The sequence below is a fragment of the Candidatus Dependentiae bacterium genome (genome assembly GCA_016871815.1).
Classification (GTDB): Bacteria; Babelota; Babeliae; order Babelales.
This window is the reverse complement of record VHBT01000002.1, coordinates 36371-51810: the sequence shown is the minus strand read 5'-3', so window position 1 is coordinate 51810 and position 15440 is coordinate 36371. Positions and strand designations below refer to the sequence as shown.

The following is a 15440-nucleotide window of genomic DNA, read 5'->3' as shown; positions in this document are numbered from 1 at the left end:
GAGTAGGCGCGTAGCTCAGTTGGCAGAGCATCGCCTTGACGTGGCGAGGGTCAGCGGTTCGAGTCCGCTCGCGCCTACCATTTACAGTGGTAGATAGTGGTTAGTTTTTAGAAGCTAAGGTTTTGGCATAATGTTAAATAAAGAAGTTGTTGCGTCTATTGTAGAGCAATTCGGTTCAAATTCTGCGGATACAGGTTCTTCGGCGGTTCAAATCGCTTTGCTTAATGCTCGTATTCGTAAGGTTAGTGGTCATTTGAAGCTTTTCCCAAAAGATAAGCATTCTAGATATGGCTTGATTAAAATGGTTGGTGAAAGAAAAAGATTTTTAGCGTATCTTAATCGTACTGATCGAGAATTGTATTTGAAGCTTGCTGATAAGTTAGCGGTATAAATAATTCTGTAATAAAACAGAATGGAAAGTTGGGTTGCTAGGTGAATATGTCTAAAAAATTTGTATTATCATCCCTTGGGATTGAAGTTGAGATTGGAAAAGTTGCACTTCAAGCTAATGGGTCAGTGTGGATTCGATCTGGTGATTGCATTGTTTTGTCTGCTGTGTGCGCGAGTGAAGAAGAGCGCGAATTTCAGGGTTTTTTCCCATTAACAGTGGAACATCGTGAGCGTCCTGCGGCCGTTGGTAAATTTCCAGGTGGTTTTAAAAAACGTGAAGCACAACTTTCAGAATCTGAAGTTTTGTTGTCGCGATTGATTGATAGATCTGTTCGACCTTTGTTCCCTGAGTTTTATTTCAAAGAAGTTCAAATTTCTTCACAGTTATTGTCTTCTGATTCAAAGATTCCTTCAGGCGTTCTTGCGGTCACAGGGGCTTCGTTGGCTCTTGGAATTTCGGATATTCCATTTCAAGAACCAGTTGCAGCAGTGTATGCGTATCGCATTGCAGGAGCTTGGAAGTTTAATTGCGATGCTATGGCCGCAAAAGAATCAGATTCTTGTATCGTAGTTGCTGGAACAAAAGGCGGCATTTCGATGGTTGAAGGGTATACAAATGACCTTTCAAATGAAGAAATGATCGAGATGCTTTTTAAAGCGCATGAAATTATTTGTGAGTTGGTTGCGTGGCAAGAAGAAGTTATTCGTGAGGTTGGTAAGTCTAAAATAAATCTCTCAGAAGGCTTTGATTGGCATGGCTGGCAAGCAAAAATCCGAGCTGCTCTTCCGATTGAAAAAATTAAATCTCTTATTGGTCTTTCGAGCAAAGAGGCATTTAAATCTGGCGTTAGAGAGTGTAAGGGTCTTGTTGCAGGGCATTTTGAGCAAGATGTTGTTGCTGGACGTATTGGAGAATCGATTTTAAAGTATCTTGTTGATGCAGAAATTAAAGAATTGCTTCCGATTTCTGTTTATAATCAAGAGGTTAGGTTTGATGGTCGTGCCTTAGACCAGGTTCGTCAAATTAGCTGTGAAGTTGGTGTTTTACCAGCTTCTCATGGATCTGCGTTGTTTCAACGTGGTGAGACTCAAGCGCTTGGAACGTTGACTCTTGGTACTGGTCAAGATGCTCAGAAGGTTGAATCTCTTGCATATGGTGCAATTGAGCAATCCTTTATGTTACATTATAACTTCCCAGCGTTTTCAACCGGTGAATGTCGTCCTTCTCGTTCGGTAAGTCGTCGAGAAATTGGTCATGGACATTTAGCTGAAATTTCATTTAAGCATGTCTTGCCTGACAATAAAACTTTTCCATATACCATTCGTTCGCTAGTCGATATTTTAGGGTCAAATGGATCAAGTTCTATGGCATCTGTTTGTGTAACCAGTTTAGCGCTCATGGATGCAGGGGTTCCTGTGTCTGATGCTGTTGCTGGTGTTGCGATGGGACTTGTCTCTAATGGTCATGGAAAATATAAAGTTCTCACTGATATCTTGGGTGATGAAGACGCATTTGGTTTTATGGATCTTAAGATTACAGGAACTCGTCGTGGGACCTGTGGCTTGCAGCTTGACGTTAAACATGGAATCAGTTTGACTCGTGAATTAATGACTGACGCGTTTGCTCGTTCAGAAAAAGCGCGAAATCATATCTTGGATGAAATGGCTAAAGTTATTTCGTCTTCTCGTAAGCAATTGTCCCCTCGTGCTCCACAGTTTGTTACATTAACAATTTCTCCTTCAAAGATTGGTGCTGTTATTGGAACGGGTGGTAAGGTTATCAAAGAAATTATGGCTTCAACTGAATGCGAAATTGATATTGAAGATTCAGGCTTAGTAAAAGTGTATGGCAAATCTGCTGTTCAAGCAGAAAAAGCTGTTGGCTGGATTAAGGCTATTGTCGGAGATTTTGAAATCGGTGCTATGTTTGAAGGTGTTGTTCGCAAGATCGCTGATTTTGGCATTTTTGTTGAGCTTGTTCCTGGTTGTGATGGCTTAGTTCATATTTCTGCGATTGCAAAACAAAAACAACCTGACGTTGCTCGTAAATATAAATCTGGCGATAAGTTGAAAGTTAAAGTTCTTGCTGTTGATAAAGAGACGGGAAGAATCCGATTGTCAGCTCCTGACCTTGAGTAATCGTGATTAACAAAAAAAATATACAAAGACGTGGAAACCGGCAGCTTCATGAGATTCGGCCGGTTTCTTTTGTTTATAACCCGTTCGGGTTTGCTCCTTCCTCTGTGTTGTATCGCGCTGGTGATACTGTTGTTGTTGCATCTGTTTCTTTAAATCCTGGCGTTCCACAATTTTTGCGGGGCAAAGGTGAAGGTTGGTTAACCGCCGAATACGAAATGCTTCCAATTTCAACGCGTAAACGCAATGTCAGAGAATCTACGCTTGCGCAGCGAAATGCTCGTTCAGTAGAAATTTCAAGGCTTATTGGACGTGTTTTCAGGTCAGTCTTTGATCCTTCAAAGTTGGGCGAATTTACCGTTTATATCGATTGTGATGTTTTACAAGCAGATGGAGGCACAAGAACAGCGGCTATTGCGGCTGTTTCATTGGCACTTTCTCGCGCATGCGACATTTGGCATAAAAATGGCATTATACCTACTGATTTAACGGTGCAAAAAGTTGCTGCGATTTCTGTTGGCATTAAGGATAGCGAAGTTTATCTTGATCTTGATCAGGATGAAGATAATTCAGTTGATGCAGATTTTAATTTTGTAATGACAGAGTCGGGTGAAATTATTGAAATTCAAGGAACGTGTGAAAAAAAACCTGTTTCTGCCGATTTATTTAATCAATTATATGCTCTTGGTCAACAAGGTGTTGAAAAAGTTTTTGAAGCATGGAATTTTGGTTTGGCTGAAAATGATGCGTCAAAAGCGGCGCTATTTAATTTAGCCCTTCCTTCAAAAAGTGATGAAGTTTTAAAACCGGCATTTTCTACTAAAGACAAAAATGATAAAAATCTTAAAACACCGCTCTTTTCGCTTGGAAATCGTATCGCTAAAAAATAACATACTGGTTGATTGATGAAGTCTTTTGCAGCTTTTTTTTCAGAAATAATAAATAAACGTGAAGACATGTGGAATACGCATGTCTTTTTTGTTTATCAACATATGCACAGTGTTCGCTTGCAGCCATTTATCGCCACGATTCTAAAAAAGCGTTATTCATTACGTATTTTAAATGCGCTTACAGCAGAAGAGCTAAAACGTGAAGATAATGAAAATCGTGAACAATTAAGTCTTTTTGGCTCAAGTGAAGTACTTCTTCGGCCAGATATTGTTTGGTTAGTAGATTTTCTCAGCTCTCCTGATGGTAGTTTTTTGAATCAGGCCCAAAAACAGGCTTTTTTTAAACAGTTTTATTCGTTGCTTGGTTCATCTGTGGTGTATTGTGCATCCCTATCTCAGAAAGACGCTGATTTGCTTAAGTCGTTTTTGGGGGAGAGGGCTCATGAGGTTGAATTTGTAAAAATTCCAGATCGCTTGTCGTATGATGATTTTTTGCTCTGTGCTTGTTTGGCCGATTTTTCATCAACAATAGAATTGCGTGAAGTATATTCGCTTTTTTTTGAGCTTTCATTAGATCAAGCGTTGGTTTTATTTGATCATGTTGGATGCATGAGTAAAAAAACATGGGAAAAGTCTAAAGACTATCTATTTTCGCTGGCTTTTGAGGGTGGTGAGTTGCGAGATATATCAGAATTTTTTTGGACAAAAAATGCAAAGCGGTTTTTTGCTGAGTGGAGTCGATTAGCGTCCGAATATTCTGATGTTTTTTGGACATCATATTGGTCAAACCAATTGTTTTTGGCTTATTTTTATATTGATCGTGCGAGTGAGAATCCGAAAACAACACCTCAAGGGCAAGAGCATTCACTTGCGCCATATTTTACCTGGAAAAATGGATGGAAAAAATATACAAAAACGTATTGCGTTCAATTACATCAAAAACTTTTTGAGCTCGATTGTGAACTCAAAAATGGCTCTGAATCAAGTGCGTTTGAGTTTTTTTTTAATGCACATTTTTTTTAATCACCAGTTCCTTGATGTGGAAAAATATTTTTTTGATTAAAGATTTTTACAAGAATCTCAACGGTTCTATTTTCGTTTTCTTGAGTAAGTATTTCATGGGAAAAATCGAATTTTTCTTTTTTCAATTGCGACTTGAACGCTTTAAAAATATCAAAAGCTTTGCGATATGTTTTTTCGGTTGTTCCAAAGAATCTGATTTCAAGGTTTCGGGGATTTTTCATTGATTGAGAAACTATTTGTGCGGCGATAAGTTGTAAAACAATACTGACTACTTTGTGATGTCCAAATGCCCCTGTTCCAAGTCCGCCTGAATGAATAATAATTTTTTTAAATCCTAGTTCTGTTGTTACAGCTTGGGTGTGTTGAAAGCCAGAAAGAATTTGAGCAAAAAAATCTTGAATCATCATTGTTGTGTAAACTCGTCGACCAGTTACGTTCGGAGCGCAAATTGCAAGAAGGGTATTATTTTGATGAGGTTCAAGCAGTGAGAGTCTGTGATCAATTTCAGCAACTGATGCGCTAGCAAAATTATTTCCGTATAAAATTTTACCATCAATTGGTTTTTGAGAATCAATTCTGCAGAGTTGAGGAACATTATGAATGATTACAGAATTTGATCTTGTATCTAAAACTGCAGGTGCATCTTCGGCTATTTCTTGAGCAAGAAGGCCAAGGTGCGGATGCTCTGCAACTTGAATTTCGTCTTGCGCAAAAAGGTTTGATTTGCAAAATCTGAAGAGCGCGGGATCTGCAAAATTGAGCGTAATGAGAAGAGCTTTTTTGCTTCTAGGAGCGTGCTGATACGTAAAGAATTTTTTAGTTCTCGATGTTAAAAATTGAGTTGTTTTTTTGCACGCGTTGGTGAGAATATGTAATTCCTTTTGACTTAACTCGCTTATGTTTGGTCTACTGAAAACTGTAATTTGTTCATCAACAGATTCGTTTTTAGCAAATAGTTGTCCATAAATGTGTTTTTTGTTTGGAGTACATGCGTCTAAAAATGAATCTTTGTGCTCAGATGTAAGGCTGAGCGTTGAGTAGTTTGTGCTAAAACCCACCAGTGAAAGTGTGCAGAAAAAAAGAGCGCTAACAAGCGTCTTTGCGAGCAAAATCATAGATTAACCAACAATTTAGTTTGATATATTTGAACCTATGGTAAAACAACGCTTTCGTTTAAAGAAATAGTTGTTTTAAAAAATCTTTGATAAAAAGTCTTTTACTCGAGGATGTCTTGGAGAAGTAAAGAATTGTTTTGCTGGTTGGTCTTCAATAATTTCGCCATGATCCATGAATAGAACTCTATCAGCGATTTCGTTTGCAAATCCCATTTCATGGGTTACAAGAACAATTGTCATTTCATGGTTGGCTAATTTTTTTATGACAGATAAAACTTCTTTAACCATTTCAGGGTCAAGTGCTGAGGTTGCTTCATCAAACAACATAATTTCAGGGCGCATCGCAAGTGCGCGAGCAATTCCTACGCGTTGTTTTTGGCCACCAGAAAGACTTGCTGGCTTTGCATGTTTTTTTGATCCAAGGCCAACACTTGCCAGTAATGTTGCGCCAAGTTCATTTGCTTCTGCCGGGTTCATCCCAAGAGAATTGATCGGGGCATAGCAGACATTTTCTAAGGTCGTGAGGTTTTCAAAAAGATTAAAAAGCTGGAAAACCATTCCTGTTTTTTTTACTAAATCTTTTTCTGTCGTTTCTGTAAGTTCAGTATTATCGATAAAAACACTTCCTGCAGATGGCAGTTCTAACCGGTTGATCATGCGAAGCAGTGTTGATTTTCCGCTTCCTGATGGGCCGATGACGCAAACAACTTCACCTTTTTTTATGGTTAAATTGATATTTTTAAGTACTTGTTTGCTGTGTGATGATGATCCAAATGATTTGTAGAGGTTTTTAATTTTAATCATGGTCATTCTCGGTTTGAAGGTACATTTCGAGTTTGTACCCAATAAAGTTTAAAATACTGGTAATTATGTAATAACAGCATGCGGCAGCAAGCATTGGCTCAAAAAACGCATATGTTTCGGTATTTACCAAATGAGCGCATCGGGTGATATCCGTAATGCTTGGTAGTTGTGAAATGATAGCAGATTCTTTTACAAGGTTGATGCTTTCGCTGACAAGCGCCGGTAGAACCGTTTTAAGAGCTTGAGGAAGAATAATATCTTTCATGCCAATCCAGTAAGGAATTGAGAGAGCTTGCATCGCTTCGTATTGTCCTTTGCTTACTCCTTCAATTCCCGCACGGATGATTTCGCAAACATACGCTGAAGAGTTGAGTGAAAAGGCAATAATTCCTGTTGTGAAAGGAGACAGTTTAAAGGGTAATCCGTAAGCCACTAAAAACAATTGGACGAGTAACGGAGTCCCTCTAAATACTGATACGTAGAAGTTTACAAACCATCTAAGCGGTCGAGGGCCGCTAATTTTGGCAAAAGCAAGAAAGATCCCAAAAGTGAAGCCAAAAAGAAGGGGTAAGAAAGAGTAGACAAGGGTTGTCGGTATTCCTGAGGCAACTTTTGTAAGCGTTACTAAAAACTGAGAAAAAACGTTATTCATTGTTTTCGGGGGTTTAAAATTTTATTGTTCGGATACAGTAAACCATTTTTCTGTAAGTTTATTGAGCATTCCATCGGTTTTCATTTCTTGAAGTGTATTATTAAAGCTTTCAACGAGTGGAGAGTTTGGTTTGAAGATAATTCCATACTGGTTATTTTCGCTCGCTGATTTAAGGGTGCTTAAGGTCCATTTTGGATTGTTTTTGGCGATTTTTTTTGCAACTTCAGCATCGATTAAAATGGCATTTATTGTTTCTTGAGAGAGCTCTTGTACCATTTGGTTAATGCGATGGAAACCAGATACGGTGAGGGTTGGATTTGTTTGAGCAAGTTGTTTTGCAAAAGTCTCCCAAACAGATCCGAGTTGAACGCCAACGGTGATGCCCTGAAGGTCGACTTCTGTTTTGTAAGAATCATTTCCGATAACCGTTGGCATGCTTTCGTAGTATGGAATAGAAAAATCAATGTTACGTTTTCGTTCTGGCGTGATGTTAAAGCTTGAAATAGAAAAATCTATGACGTTGTTTTTTACTGCGGGGATAAGTCCGCTAAAATCAAGATCTTTGATTTCAAGGCTGTATCCAAGTCGGGAAGCGATTTCTTGTGCAACATCGACTTCAAATCCTTGAAAACGATCGTCTTTGAAAAACGTAAACGGTGGATTGTCTGCAGAAATTCCAAGAATAATGGTTTGGTGACCTGTGTCCAGAGAAGAATGCGGTCGATGTTTGATGTACAAAAAGACAAGAATAAGAGCTATAAATAGCAAAAAACTAAATTGAATCTTGGTTTTCATGAAAATCTAAAAATAAAAAATTTATTTTGATGATGAGGTCAAGTTTATCATAGTTTCTTGTTATTGACATAAACTATTTTTTTTAACGTTGTTGGCTTCTTGACGAATAGCGCAGTTTGAGTAACCTTTCGGTAGGATTTTTTTTTGAGCTTTTTTTAGAAATTAAGCTCCTTTTTATGGCTGGTAAGAAGATGCTCTTTGTTCTTCATCTCTTTTTAGCGTGTTTATTCGTAAATTCATTGGGGGCTCTTGTTCCTCAATATGCTTCTTTGACCGATTTTGGTCCTGATATTTTTTCATCTATTGGTGTGAATCGGCATATTTTTGCTCATTTAGCAGCAGGTTATTCAGACTCTAAGTATGGCGATGCTACGACAAATTTAGGTATTTTTGAGTCAATTAATTTAAAAAATTTAGCAAAAAGTGCAGACGTTTATTCTCGTGAAATGGGCAATGGAGAATATCTTCCAGAGATGCTTCAGCTCATTCCTCGTTGGCAGGGTAAAAATATCCCCTTTTCAACCGACACTTCTTTTCGTTCGCAGCGGATTTCCATTGCGTATAAAGATTTTATTCAGTTAGAGCGATATGCGGATGAGTTTGAGCAAGGATCGATAAAAAAACGGTTAGCCGAAGGCGCGGGAATTGTTTTTGGTGTTTCTGTTCCCTTTATACAAGTTCAGTCGGTGAATCAGTATGTTTTGAATAAAAATTTAGATACAGCCTATGTTGATGTTAAGAATGCTGATCCTGTTATTGAAAGTAAGCTGGAAACATTGCGAGCTCAGTTATTTAAAAAAATTGGTTTAGCAGAAAATGTTTGGGATAAGCGTGGGCTTGGTGATGTTGAGTGCTACGTGGGGCTGCAAACGCATGTAGATTATTACTTACGTCTTCGGACTCTTGATGCAAATATTTTGGTTGGTTTGACGATGCCAACTGGCGGAAAAAAAGATCCAGAATATCCTTCATCGGTGCCGTTTGGAGCAAATTCTTTTGGGCTTTCATTGCAGTCAAATATTAAGATCGGGCTCAAAGATTATTTGCATGTTGGATTCAATTCTGGACTTGCATTTTTCTCGACACGCTCTGCGATTATGCGTGTTCCTGTCTACGAAGAACCGATGGCGTACAGTCCATTGGTGACTTCGATTCGAATCATTCCTGGTGGAACCTATTGGTTTAATCCATTTTTAACAATTAAAAATATTTCAAATGACTTGCATCTTACCTTGAATTATTCATTCATTTGGCATTCGGTAGATGAATACTTTGACGAACGTCGAGATGCAACATCCTTGAGTGTTTTCTCGCGTGCAGTAAATGATGATTTGGGAATTGTTTTTAAAGATCGAAATACAGCAAAAAATTCTTTGGTCAAAGCTTCACGCTGGTTCTCGCGAAATTTTGGGTTGACTTTGACATACGATCCATATCAAGTGCGTTCAGCAAGAACGATAGTTCCGTATTTCAATTTTGGATTCCAGTATGCTCACAATGGGGTCAATGTTCCTGCCGTGCATCAGTTGCATGCGAGCGTGAGCGTTGATTTTTAAGGATAAATGATGGCAATTATTTCATATGAAGATTTTGAAAAAGTAGAGCTTCGATCGGGCACAGTACTCAAAGCTGAAGTCAATGAGCGAGCGCGCAAACCTGCATATAAAATCTGGGTTGATTTTGGAGCAGTGTTTGGAGTTTTGCAGACATCAGCACAAGTTACTGCCCATTATACCCCAGAGACTCTTGTCGGACGCAAAGTGATCGGTTGTGTGAACCTTGGAGAGAAAAATATTGCGGGATTTGTTTCCCAGTTTTTACTTGTTGGTTTTGCGGATGATTCTGGGGCTATTTGTCTTGCTGGTGTTGATGAACGAGTTATGAATGGTCAAAAGTTGCACTAAAAATGCTTTTTTGATTATTTATAATAAGTTAATATTTTCTGTGCTATTTACTTGGTGTGAGAAAAAGATTTATTGAATGTTGAAAATTACGAGTATTAAAGATCCTAGAGTAGAATTAGCGAGAAGTTTGCATTCTGTTTCTGGGCGGCGGCGCCATGGAAAGGCTTTATTGTTTGATGTTGAACAGATTAAATGGGCGCTTGAAGCAAAACTTTTTTTTGAAAATATTTTTATTCTAGATGGGATGGAAGATGTGTTTGAATGCAATAAAAATTGTATTTACTACGTTTCTGAAGGTGTTTTAAAAAAAATTAGTGATACTTCTTATGTTATTCCTTATTTAGCGGTTGTTCATATTCCAGATAATACATTAAAACCAGAAGAGTTTGTTGTTGTTATGGATGGACTTCAAGATTTGGGTAATATTGGCTCAATCGTTCGAACAGCACAGGGACTAGGAATTAAGCAATTTATATATTCAAGCATGTTGCAAGATTCCTTTCAGCGCAAAATTATTGATTCATCTCGAGGACTTGTTTTTAAAAGTTCTATAATTGAAAAAGAGTCCGCTTTAAAAACAATTGAGTATCTAAAGCAGAATGATTATCAAATTGTTGTAACGACTCCTCATGCAAAGTTACTTCAGTCTCAGATAAGGCTTTCTGAAAAAAAAATTGCTTTGATTGTCGGAAATGAATCGGTTGGAGTCTGTGATGAATTATTGAATATTGCAGATATAGCTGTTCAAGTTCCCATGAACTTGAATGTTGAGTCTCTTAATGCAGCAGTTTTTGCTGGTATTTCTATGTATGAATTAAAGTTTAAACAGGTTGTATCTATGCTTAAAGAAAAAATACTTACGAATTTTGGTAGAGAGGTTAATGTTACGGGCATGTTTATTCGCATGGCATTTGACTTTGAAGTTCGACAGTTAACTTCGTTTTCTGGAAATCAGGTTATCTGCATGATGATTATGCACTGTGAGTCAGGTGTAGCAAAAGAGCAGATTTGTAGAGATATTTCGCTGCTTGAATCTGAGTTACAGTCATTTGTTGAACCGCTAATAAAGGAAAAGTATGTTTCTTTTCAAGATGATTTATATGTTTTGACCTCTAGCGGAGAGATTTTCATAGCTCAAATTTGGCCAATTGTTGAGCGTACATATCAAAAAATTTTTGAAGGATTTCGTCAGGAAGAAATAGAGCAATTAAGTTTTTTTTTAAAGCGCTTGCAAAAAAATTGTACTCAAGTATTTGGCGATAGAAAGTAACTTTTTATGTTATTTGGCGAAAGCATTTTTTATTTGCATGTTGCGGAATTAAAAGATCTTTGTTGCCGTCTTAACATTTCATCTGTCGGAGCCAAAGGTATTTTGGCGCGACGTATAATTCATTTTTTGGAAATATGAATGGTCAAAAATTACATTAGCATCCTAAAAGGCTTTTTAGAGTTTTTTTTACCGATATTTATTTTGTGTTTTGCTTTTAATTTTTTTATGTGGTGGAATCTTTTTTTAGACTTTGTTCCTTTAGGGAAGTCTTTTACGATTAAAAATAATATCTTGCGTGTTCGAAGTGTCTACTCTGTGTGGGCGGGGAACATATTTGTGAGTCTTATTTTGGCACGAATTCATGTATTGCTTGGATTGATTATTTTTTTGGGATTCTCGTTTCTCATATTTATTGATGCACATGCGCGACCGAGTTTGATATGGAGTTCTAAAAGTATACAAGTCCGTGATAGAGACAAACTAGAGGTGCTTTTTGATAGGAAGTGTCTTAGGTCAGTGGAGCTTATTCCAAATTCTCAACGAGAGAATCTTCGTATAAGGGTGTCATTTGTGCATTTGAAGAATTGTTTATGTAAAAAAAATATTAATATATATATAGGAGGCAATCGTCGAAAATCTAGTTATTGGTATGAGCAACGGCTGTATCGTAAAACATGTCTTTTGTCGGGAGACTTGTTTCCTTTTGACCCTGCGATTTTTGCTTATGCTATTGCATCAGGAGTAATTGATATGAGTAAGCAAGGTTTAAAAAAGGGTCTTTTTAATGCTGTTTAATCAAAGCATTTTTTATTTACATGTTGCCGAATTAAAAGATCTTTGTGTCCGTCTTAATATTTCATCAGTCGGAGCCAAAGGTATTTTGGCGCGACGTATAATTCATTTTTTGGAAACGGGAAAAGAGTTGGCTATGCCGAAGGTCCCGATTGTTTCTTGTGCGAAAAAAGGAATTATTTCTTCTCTTGAGCCCCATAGTTTAATGCTTAAGGGTGCGTACAAAAATGATTTAGCGACTCGATTGTTTTTCAAAAAACTTATTGGGGACCATTTTCACTTCACCGCGTTTGGAATCGACTGGCTTAATGAGCGTTGGCTTGCGGGTAATCCACCGTCGTATCAGGAATTTGCAAGGTTTTGGCAAGAAGAAATGGATAGGCGGAAAAAAACTGTGAATGAGCCAAAGCAAGAGTGGCAATTTATAACGTTTTTGCAAAATAAATCCGATAGACATGGGTTAAGTCACGGTGAACTTATGCTTGCATGGAAACAAGAGCGAGAAAAACATAAAAAATTTGTTGAAAATTATATTGAATTACAGATACTCCATTTAACGGTTGTTAAATAATATTAAAGATATTTCTATGTGGTTTAGACTTTTACTATTTTTTGCTTGCGCAGTTAATTTTTGTTCTTTTTCTGCTCCACGCAAAAGTCCTGTGTTGAGAAGATATTCAAGTTCGCTCGAACCTATTCCAGAGCGAGTTGAACTTGAAATTGGTCCACCAAAAGTGATGGGAAAATTTTTATCATTAAAAAATGAAATCACCGGAGAAAAAACAACTGATCCGCGGGTAATGATTGAATGGTTGCAAAACGAGATTGATCGATTAAAAGAGCTCAAAAAATTAGAGCTAGAGCATTTAAATTATTTAAAATCGTTTGAGTGTCTCTTGCGGGTTTGTAGTTGTTTTGTTGGAAAGGCAGCACAGCAGGTTTTTGATCTTGAAGAAAACCAGTCCAATTTCGAGCAAAAAATAGACGAACACCAGCGTTCGATTGAAGAGATAAAAAATATATACGAACTTAGGTAAATAAGGGGTTGTGCGTGTTGTATCTAGTAATTGTTATTGGTTTGCTAGCTTTTCTGGGATTAACATACTGGATCAGAAAAAATTATTGGGTTCCCTTTGGATTAGATTTTGTATTGATTGAAAATGGTCCAATTCGAGTGAGGCATTCTTATCCAGCATATTTTATAGGTTTTTTTAAACTTTATTTTTTTGGAATGGCTATGATTTGGATTTCAAAATTTTTTTGGAAAGAAGAATTTTATTTTACCAACATTCAGTTTGTAGCACTCGTTCTTGCTCTGAGTGTCATTTTGCTGGTTGTTATGCTTTTGTTAGTTCCATTTTTGGCTCGAATGAATTTTTCTGCTCTGATTTATTCGAATGGGATTGAGCTTAAATCTGCTTGGGCAAATACAATTTTGCTGGACGCCGGATGTATTTGCGCAGTTGAATTTTCTAGCAGTACAGGTTCTTATGTTGAGGTAAAGCTAAATCATACTGAAAATTGTATTTGCTTGAAAAAAATAAATTCTAAACAGCTTCTAACGGAAACATTCAAAGAAGATTTTTGTGATATTGATACATCATTTTCACCTCTTCAGCTGGCGGTTTTTGCGAATATGATTGCATCGGGAATAATAGATTTAAATGTGGATAATTTGCCGTCGGGAGAAATCCAAGCATCGTGGGATGCTGAGCAAGAAGAAGAGAACCATGGTGTATATCAAAAAGAGTATTGCACTGAGGGTTCTCCCGATCATGCGGTTGATGGAGATGTGCCTGTGGTGTTGAGTCCAAGTATGTTTGTTAGGGTTGGCATAATTTTTGTAACATTTTGTTTAACAATTACGGGTTTGTTTTATTTTCTTCAGTCTTCATTAATTCCCATGGGATCTGATTTTTTGAAAACATCTGATGGTTTGGTTGTTCGATCTTTGTATGACATCTATTTATATGCAGGGCTGCTGTTTGTATTAGTCGCTGTTGGATGTTTTTTCTATCTTAAGGAAGATGTTTTTACTGTTAATGAATGGTGGCTGTCTGACTATTTCAAAACAGTGTGGTATTCGCTAGCAATTGCATTAGCGTTTTTTTTCGGAATTTTCGCGCCACAGATTTTCTGCTCTCTTGAATCTAAAAAATCAGAAATAATAATTAAAAACGGATGGTTTGATGATAAAATTATTTTGAATAGGGCTTGTCTAAATGAAATTGGAGTTGATGAGAATGCTCGGGTTATCGTTTATTTAACCCATTCGAAAAGCTGCTCTTGCGTGTACAGGTATAAAGGGTTTTTAGGGATCGGCAAGCGCACAATTACAGAGCGGCTTACCAAAAGTAGTTATTATCTAGAGCCATATAAATTCCCTTTTGATGTAGCTGTTTTTGCGTATGCGATAGCTTATCAAAAGATTAATTTGAACCTTTCAGGTAAGCGAAAATTTTGGATCGAATGTAGGTCGAAGGATATCGAATAAGCGGTGATTAAGTGTTCAACTCTAGCAAGTATTTGTAAGCATTTAGATTGTCAGCCAGCAGATATTTTGGAGTTTAGGGACTTGCTTTCAAAAAAAAGTGTTAACTATTAAGCATATGCGTTTGAATAATCCCTTGTAGCTGAGCTTGAAACTCTTGAGATTCACTATCGCGCCAGACTTGGTAGGAATGATGTCCCATTACATTTCGTTGAATTGCATGAAAACATGTGTATCCATGAGCCATAAAGCAGTCGCGTATTTTTTCATATTCTGATGATGGAATAATATGATCGTCTGCAGCATGAACGAGCACGATTGGTAAATCTGCGCGAACTGTTTTTGTGGCAATAAGTTGGCATGGCGTAGGTTGTCTAGGTGAGTAATTTGGCGCACAAACTGCTTGGAATGAACGTTTTATGATGGTTTTTGAGTAGAGTTGTTTTGGAATTTTTTGAGCATTCCCAACTTCTGAAATATCATCGTACGGCGCAAATAAAATTATTCCAGCAATTTTGTTTGCAAGTTCAGGGTAAGAAAAAAGAGTTGCGATAAGGGTAGAAGCTCCGTTGCATTGAGCAAAAACAATCGTTTTTACTTGATCATTTTCTTTGAGAGCAAAAATAGCTTCTAAATTTTTTTTACACTGAAAAATATCCCACTTTTGTGCGTATGAAATAAATCGTCTGCGGCATTTAAATGCTGGAGCGAAAAAGCGATACTTATTTTCGGGCAAAAATTTACTGAATAAAACTTCAGCTTGATATGGGTCTGGGTCAAGGTCATCGGCAGCAACTCCCCTAAAAAAAACAATTTGAGTCTTGGGATTTTTTTTAGATTGAGCATATTTCCCGCCGATCCAGGTCGCCAATTCCAGTTCGCCCTGTTTTTTGGTAATAGTCCAGCGAGCTAGTCCGTAAAGTCCACCTAGAGTTAATAATACCTTTTGAATTGAGGGGATTAACCAAGAACCTTTTTGTGTTGGGGGATTTTCTGAAGAACATGAATCTTCTGTTTTGGCTGGCCATACTTGGCCGATTATCATAAATAAAATAGCTAAATATAAGGTTTTTTTCATAAAAAGAGCTTTTTAGGTTAATAATTTGAATTTTTAGTGTTTCTCAAAAATGCTTTTTTGTCTAACCGATGTAGGGTTACTACTGTTGTCGGTGATTTTT

At 37.3% G+C, this 15440-nt stretch carries 17 protein-coding genes and 1 tRNA gene; 13 read left to right on the top strand and 5 right to left on the bottom strand.

The window, feature by feature from the left end; translation table 11 throughout:
- The first annotated feature begins 4 nt into the window (after window positions 1–4).
- The 5 genes from FJ366_00765 (at window position 5) to FJ366_00745 (ending at window position 4439) form a co-directional block, all read left to right on the top strand.
- Window positions 5–80 (top strand) — tRNA-Val (locus tag FJ366_00765).
- 47 nt (window positions 81–127) lie between these two features.
- Window positions 128–391 (top strand): 30S ribosomal protein S15, encoded by a 264-nt coding sequence (gene rpsO, locus FJ366_00760; GenBank protein MBM3894121.1) that lies wholly within the window; start codon window positions 128–130, stop codon window positions 389–391.
- Window positions 392–438: 47 nt separating this feature from the next.
- The gene (gene pnp / locus FJ366_00755) at window positions 439–2529 is read left to right on the top strand and encodes a polyribonucleotide nucleotidyltransferase (GenBank protein ID MBM3894120.1); all 2091 of its coding nucleotides are present in this window, start codon (window positions 439–441) and stop codon (window positions 2527–2529) included.
- Window positions 2529–3416: a ribonuclease PH gene (locus FJ366_00750; GenBank protein ID MBM3894119.1), complete on the top strand. Its 888-nt coding sequence runs from the start codon at window positions 2529–2531 to the stop codon at window positions 3414–3416. The genes pnp and FJ366_00750 overlap by 1 nt, the downstream gene beginning before the upstream one ends.
- Before the next feature lie 15 nt (window positions 3417–3431).
- A complete protein-coding gene (locus tag FJ366_00745) occupies window positions 3432–4439 on the top strand; it encodes a hypothetical protein (protein MBM3894118.1) in 1008 nt (335 codons plus the stop codon).
- On the opposite strand, the gene FJ366_00740 is transcribed toward FJ366_00745, so the two are convergent.
- The 4 genes from FJ366_00740 to FJ366_00725 all read right to left on the bottom strand — a co-directional run bounded on the left by FJ366_00740 (window position 4436) and on the right by FJ366_00725 (window position 7805).
- On the bottom strand, window positions 4436–5554 hold the full coding sequence (locus tag FJ366_00740) for a hypothetical protein (GenBank protein ID MBM3894117.1): 1119 nt from the start codon (window positions 5552–5554) through the stop codon (window positions 4436–4438). The two genes, FJ366_00745 and FJ366_00740, sit on opposite strands and share 4 nt — an antisense overlap.
- A gap of 75 nt (window positions 5555–5629) precedes the next feature.
- On the bottom strand, window positions 5630–6358 hold the full coding sequence (locus FJ366_00735; GenBank protein ID MBM3894116.1) for an amino acid ABC transporter ATP-binding protein: 729 nt from the start codon (window positions 6356–6358) through the stop codon (window positions 5630–5632).
- Entirely contained in the window at window positions 6351–7010 is a 660-nt protein-coding gene (locus FJ366_00730; protein ID MBM3894115.1) for an amino acid ABC transporter permease, read from the bottom strand. The genes FJ366_00735 and FJ366_00730 overlap by 8 nt, the downstream gene beginning before the upstream one ends.
- Window positions 7011–7031: 21 nt before the next feature.
- Entirely contained in the window at window positions 7032–7805 is a 774-nt protein-coding gene (locus tag FJ366_00725; protein MBM3894114.1) for an amino acid ABC transporter substrate-binding protein, read from the bottom strand.
- A 176-nt stretch (window positions 7806–7981) separates the two neighbouring features.
- Between FJ366_00725 and FJ366_00720 the strand changes: the two genes are divergently transcribed.
- The 8 genes from FJ366_00720 to FJ366_00685 all read left to right on the top strand — a co-directional run bounded on the left by FJ366_00720 (window position 7982) and on the right by FJ366_00685 (window position 14376).
- The gene (locus tag FJ366_00720; protein ID MBM3894113.1) at window positions 7982–9361 is read left to right on the top strand and encodes a hypothetical protein; all 1380 of its coding nucleotides are present in this window, start codon (window positions 7982–7984) and stop codon (window positions 9359–9361) included.
- A gap of 9 nt (window positions 9362–9370) precedes the next feature.
- On the top strand, window positions 9371–9709 hold the full coding sequence (locus FJ366_00715; GenBank protein ID MBM3894112.1) for a tRNA-binding protein: 339 nt from the start codon (window positions 9371–9373) through the stop codon (window positions 9707–9709).
- Window positions 9710–9785: 76 nt separating this feature from the next.
- Entirely contained in the window at window positions 9786–10979 is a 1194-nt protein-coding gene (locus tag FJ366_00710; protein MBM3894111.1) for a hypothetical protein, read from the top strand.
- A 138-nt stretch (window positions 10980–11117) separates the two neighbouring features.
- A complete protein-coding gene (locus tag FJ366_00705; protein MBM3894110.1) occupies window positions 11118–11774 on the top strand; it encodes a hypothetical protein in 657 nt (218 codons plus the stop codon).
- On the top strand, window positions 11764–12342 hold the full coding sequence (locus FJ366_00700) for a hypothetical protein (GenBank protein MBM3894109.1): 579 nt from the start codon (window positions 11764–11766) through the stop codon (window positions 12340–12342). Before FJ366_00705 ends, FJ366_00700 begins: the two co-directional genes overlap by 11 nt.
- Before the next feature lie 16 nt (window positions 12343–12358).
- Window positions 12359–12808: a hypothetical protein gene (locus FJ366_00695; protein MBM3894108.1), complete on the top strand. Its 450-nt coding sequence runs from the start codon at window positions 12359–12361 to the stop codon at window positions 12806–12808.
- A gap of 14 nt (window positions 12809–12822) precedes the next feature.
- Complete coding sequence (locus FJ366_00690; protein ID MBM3894107.1) at window positions 12823–14265, top strand: hypothetical protein; 1443 nt, start codon at window positions 12823–12825, stop codon at window positions 14263–14265.
- Between the two features lie 3 nt (window positions 14266–14268).
- Window positions 14269–14376: a hypothetical protein gene (locus FJ366_00685; GenBank protein ID MBM3894106.1), complete on the top strand. Its 108-nt coding sequence runs from the start codon at window positions 14269–14271 to the stop codon at window positions 14374–14376.
- On the opposite strand, the gene FJ366_00680 is transcribed toward FJ366_00685, so the two are convergent.
- Complete coding sequence (locus tag FJ366_00680) at window positions 14366–15340, bottom strand: hypothetical protein (GenBank protein MBM3894105.1); 975 nt, start codon at window positions 15338–15340, stop codon at window positions 14366–14368. The two genes, FJ366_00685 and FJ366_00680, sit on opposite strands and share 11 nt — an antisense overlap.
- Between the last annotated feature and the right edge of the window lie 100 nt (window positions 15341–15440).

Excerpts from the sequence above, each read along its gene's own strand:
- pnp (MBM3894120.1), top strand. The coding sequence starts at position 439 with ATGTCTAAAAAATTTGTATTATCATCCCTTGGGATTGAAGTTGAGATT.
- FJ366_00745 (MBM3894118.1), top strand. The coding sequence starts at position 3,432 with ATGAAGTCTTTTGCAGCTTTTTTTTCAGAAATAATAAATAAACGTGAA.
- FJ366_00740 (MBM3894117.1), bottom strand. The coding sequence starts at position 5,554 with ATGATTTTGCTCGCAAAGACGCTTGTTAGCGCTCTTTTTTTCTGCACA.
- FJ366_00735 (MBM3894116.1), bottom strand. The coding sequence starts at position 6,358 with ATGATTAAAATTAAAAACCTCTACAAATCATTTGGATCATCATCACAC.
- FJ366_00730 (MBM3894115.1), bottom strand. The coding sequence starts at position 7,010 with ATGAATAACGTTTTTTCTCAGTTTTTAGTAACGCTTACAAAAGTTGCC.
- FJ366_00725 (MBM3894114.1), bottom strand. The coding sequence starts at position 7,805 with ATGAAAACCAAGATTCAATTTAGTTTTTTGCTATTTATAGCTCTTATT.
- FJ366_00720 (MBM3894113.1), top strand. The coding sequence starts at position 7,982 with ATGGCTGGTAAGAAGATGCTCTTTGTTCTTCATCTCTTTTTAGCGTGT.
- FJ366_00715 (MBM3894112.1), top strand. The coding sequence starts at position 9,371 with ATGGCAATTATTTCATATGAAGATTTTGAAAAAGTAGAGCTTCGATCG.
- FJ366_00710 (MBM3894111.1), top strand. The coding sequence starts at position 9,786 with ATGTTGAAAATTACGAGTATTAAAGATCCTAGAGTAGAATTAGCGAGA.
- FJ366_00705 (MBM3894110.1), top strand. The coding sequence starts at position 11,118 with ATGGTCAAAAATTACATTAGCATCCTAAAAGGCTTTTTAGAGTTTTTT.
- FJ366_00700 (MBM3894109.1), top strand. The coding sequence starts at position 11,764 with ATGCTGTTTAATCAAAGCATTTTTTATTTACATGTTGCCGAATTAAAA.
- FJ366_00695 (MBM3894108.1), top strand. The coding sequence starts at position 12,359 with ATGTGGTTTAGACTTTTACTATTTTTTGCTTGCGCAGTTAATTTTTGT.
- FJ366_00680 (MBM3894105.1), bottom strand. The coding sequence starts at position 15,340 with ATGAAAAAAACCTTATATTTAGCTATTTTATTTATGATAATCGGCCAA.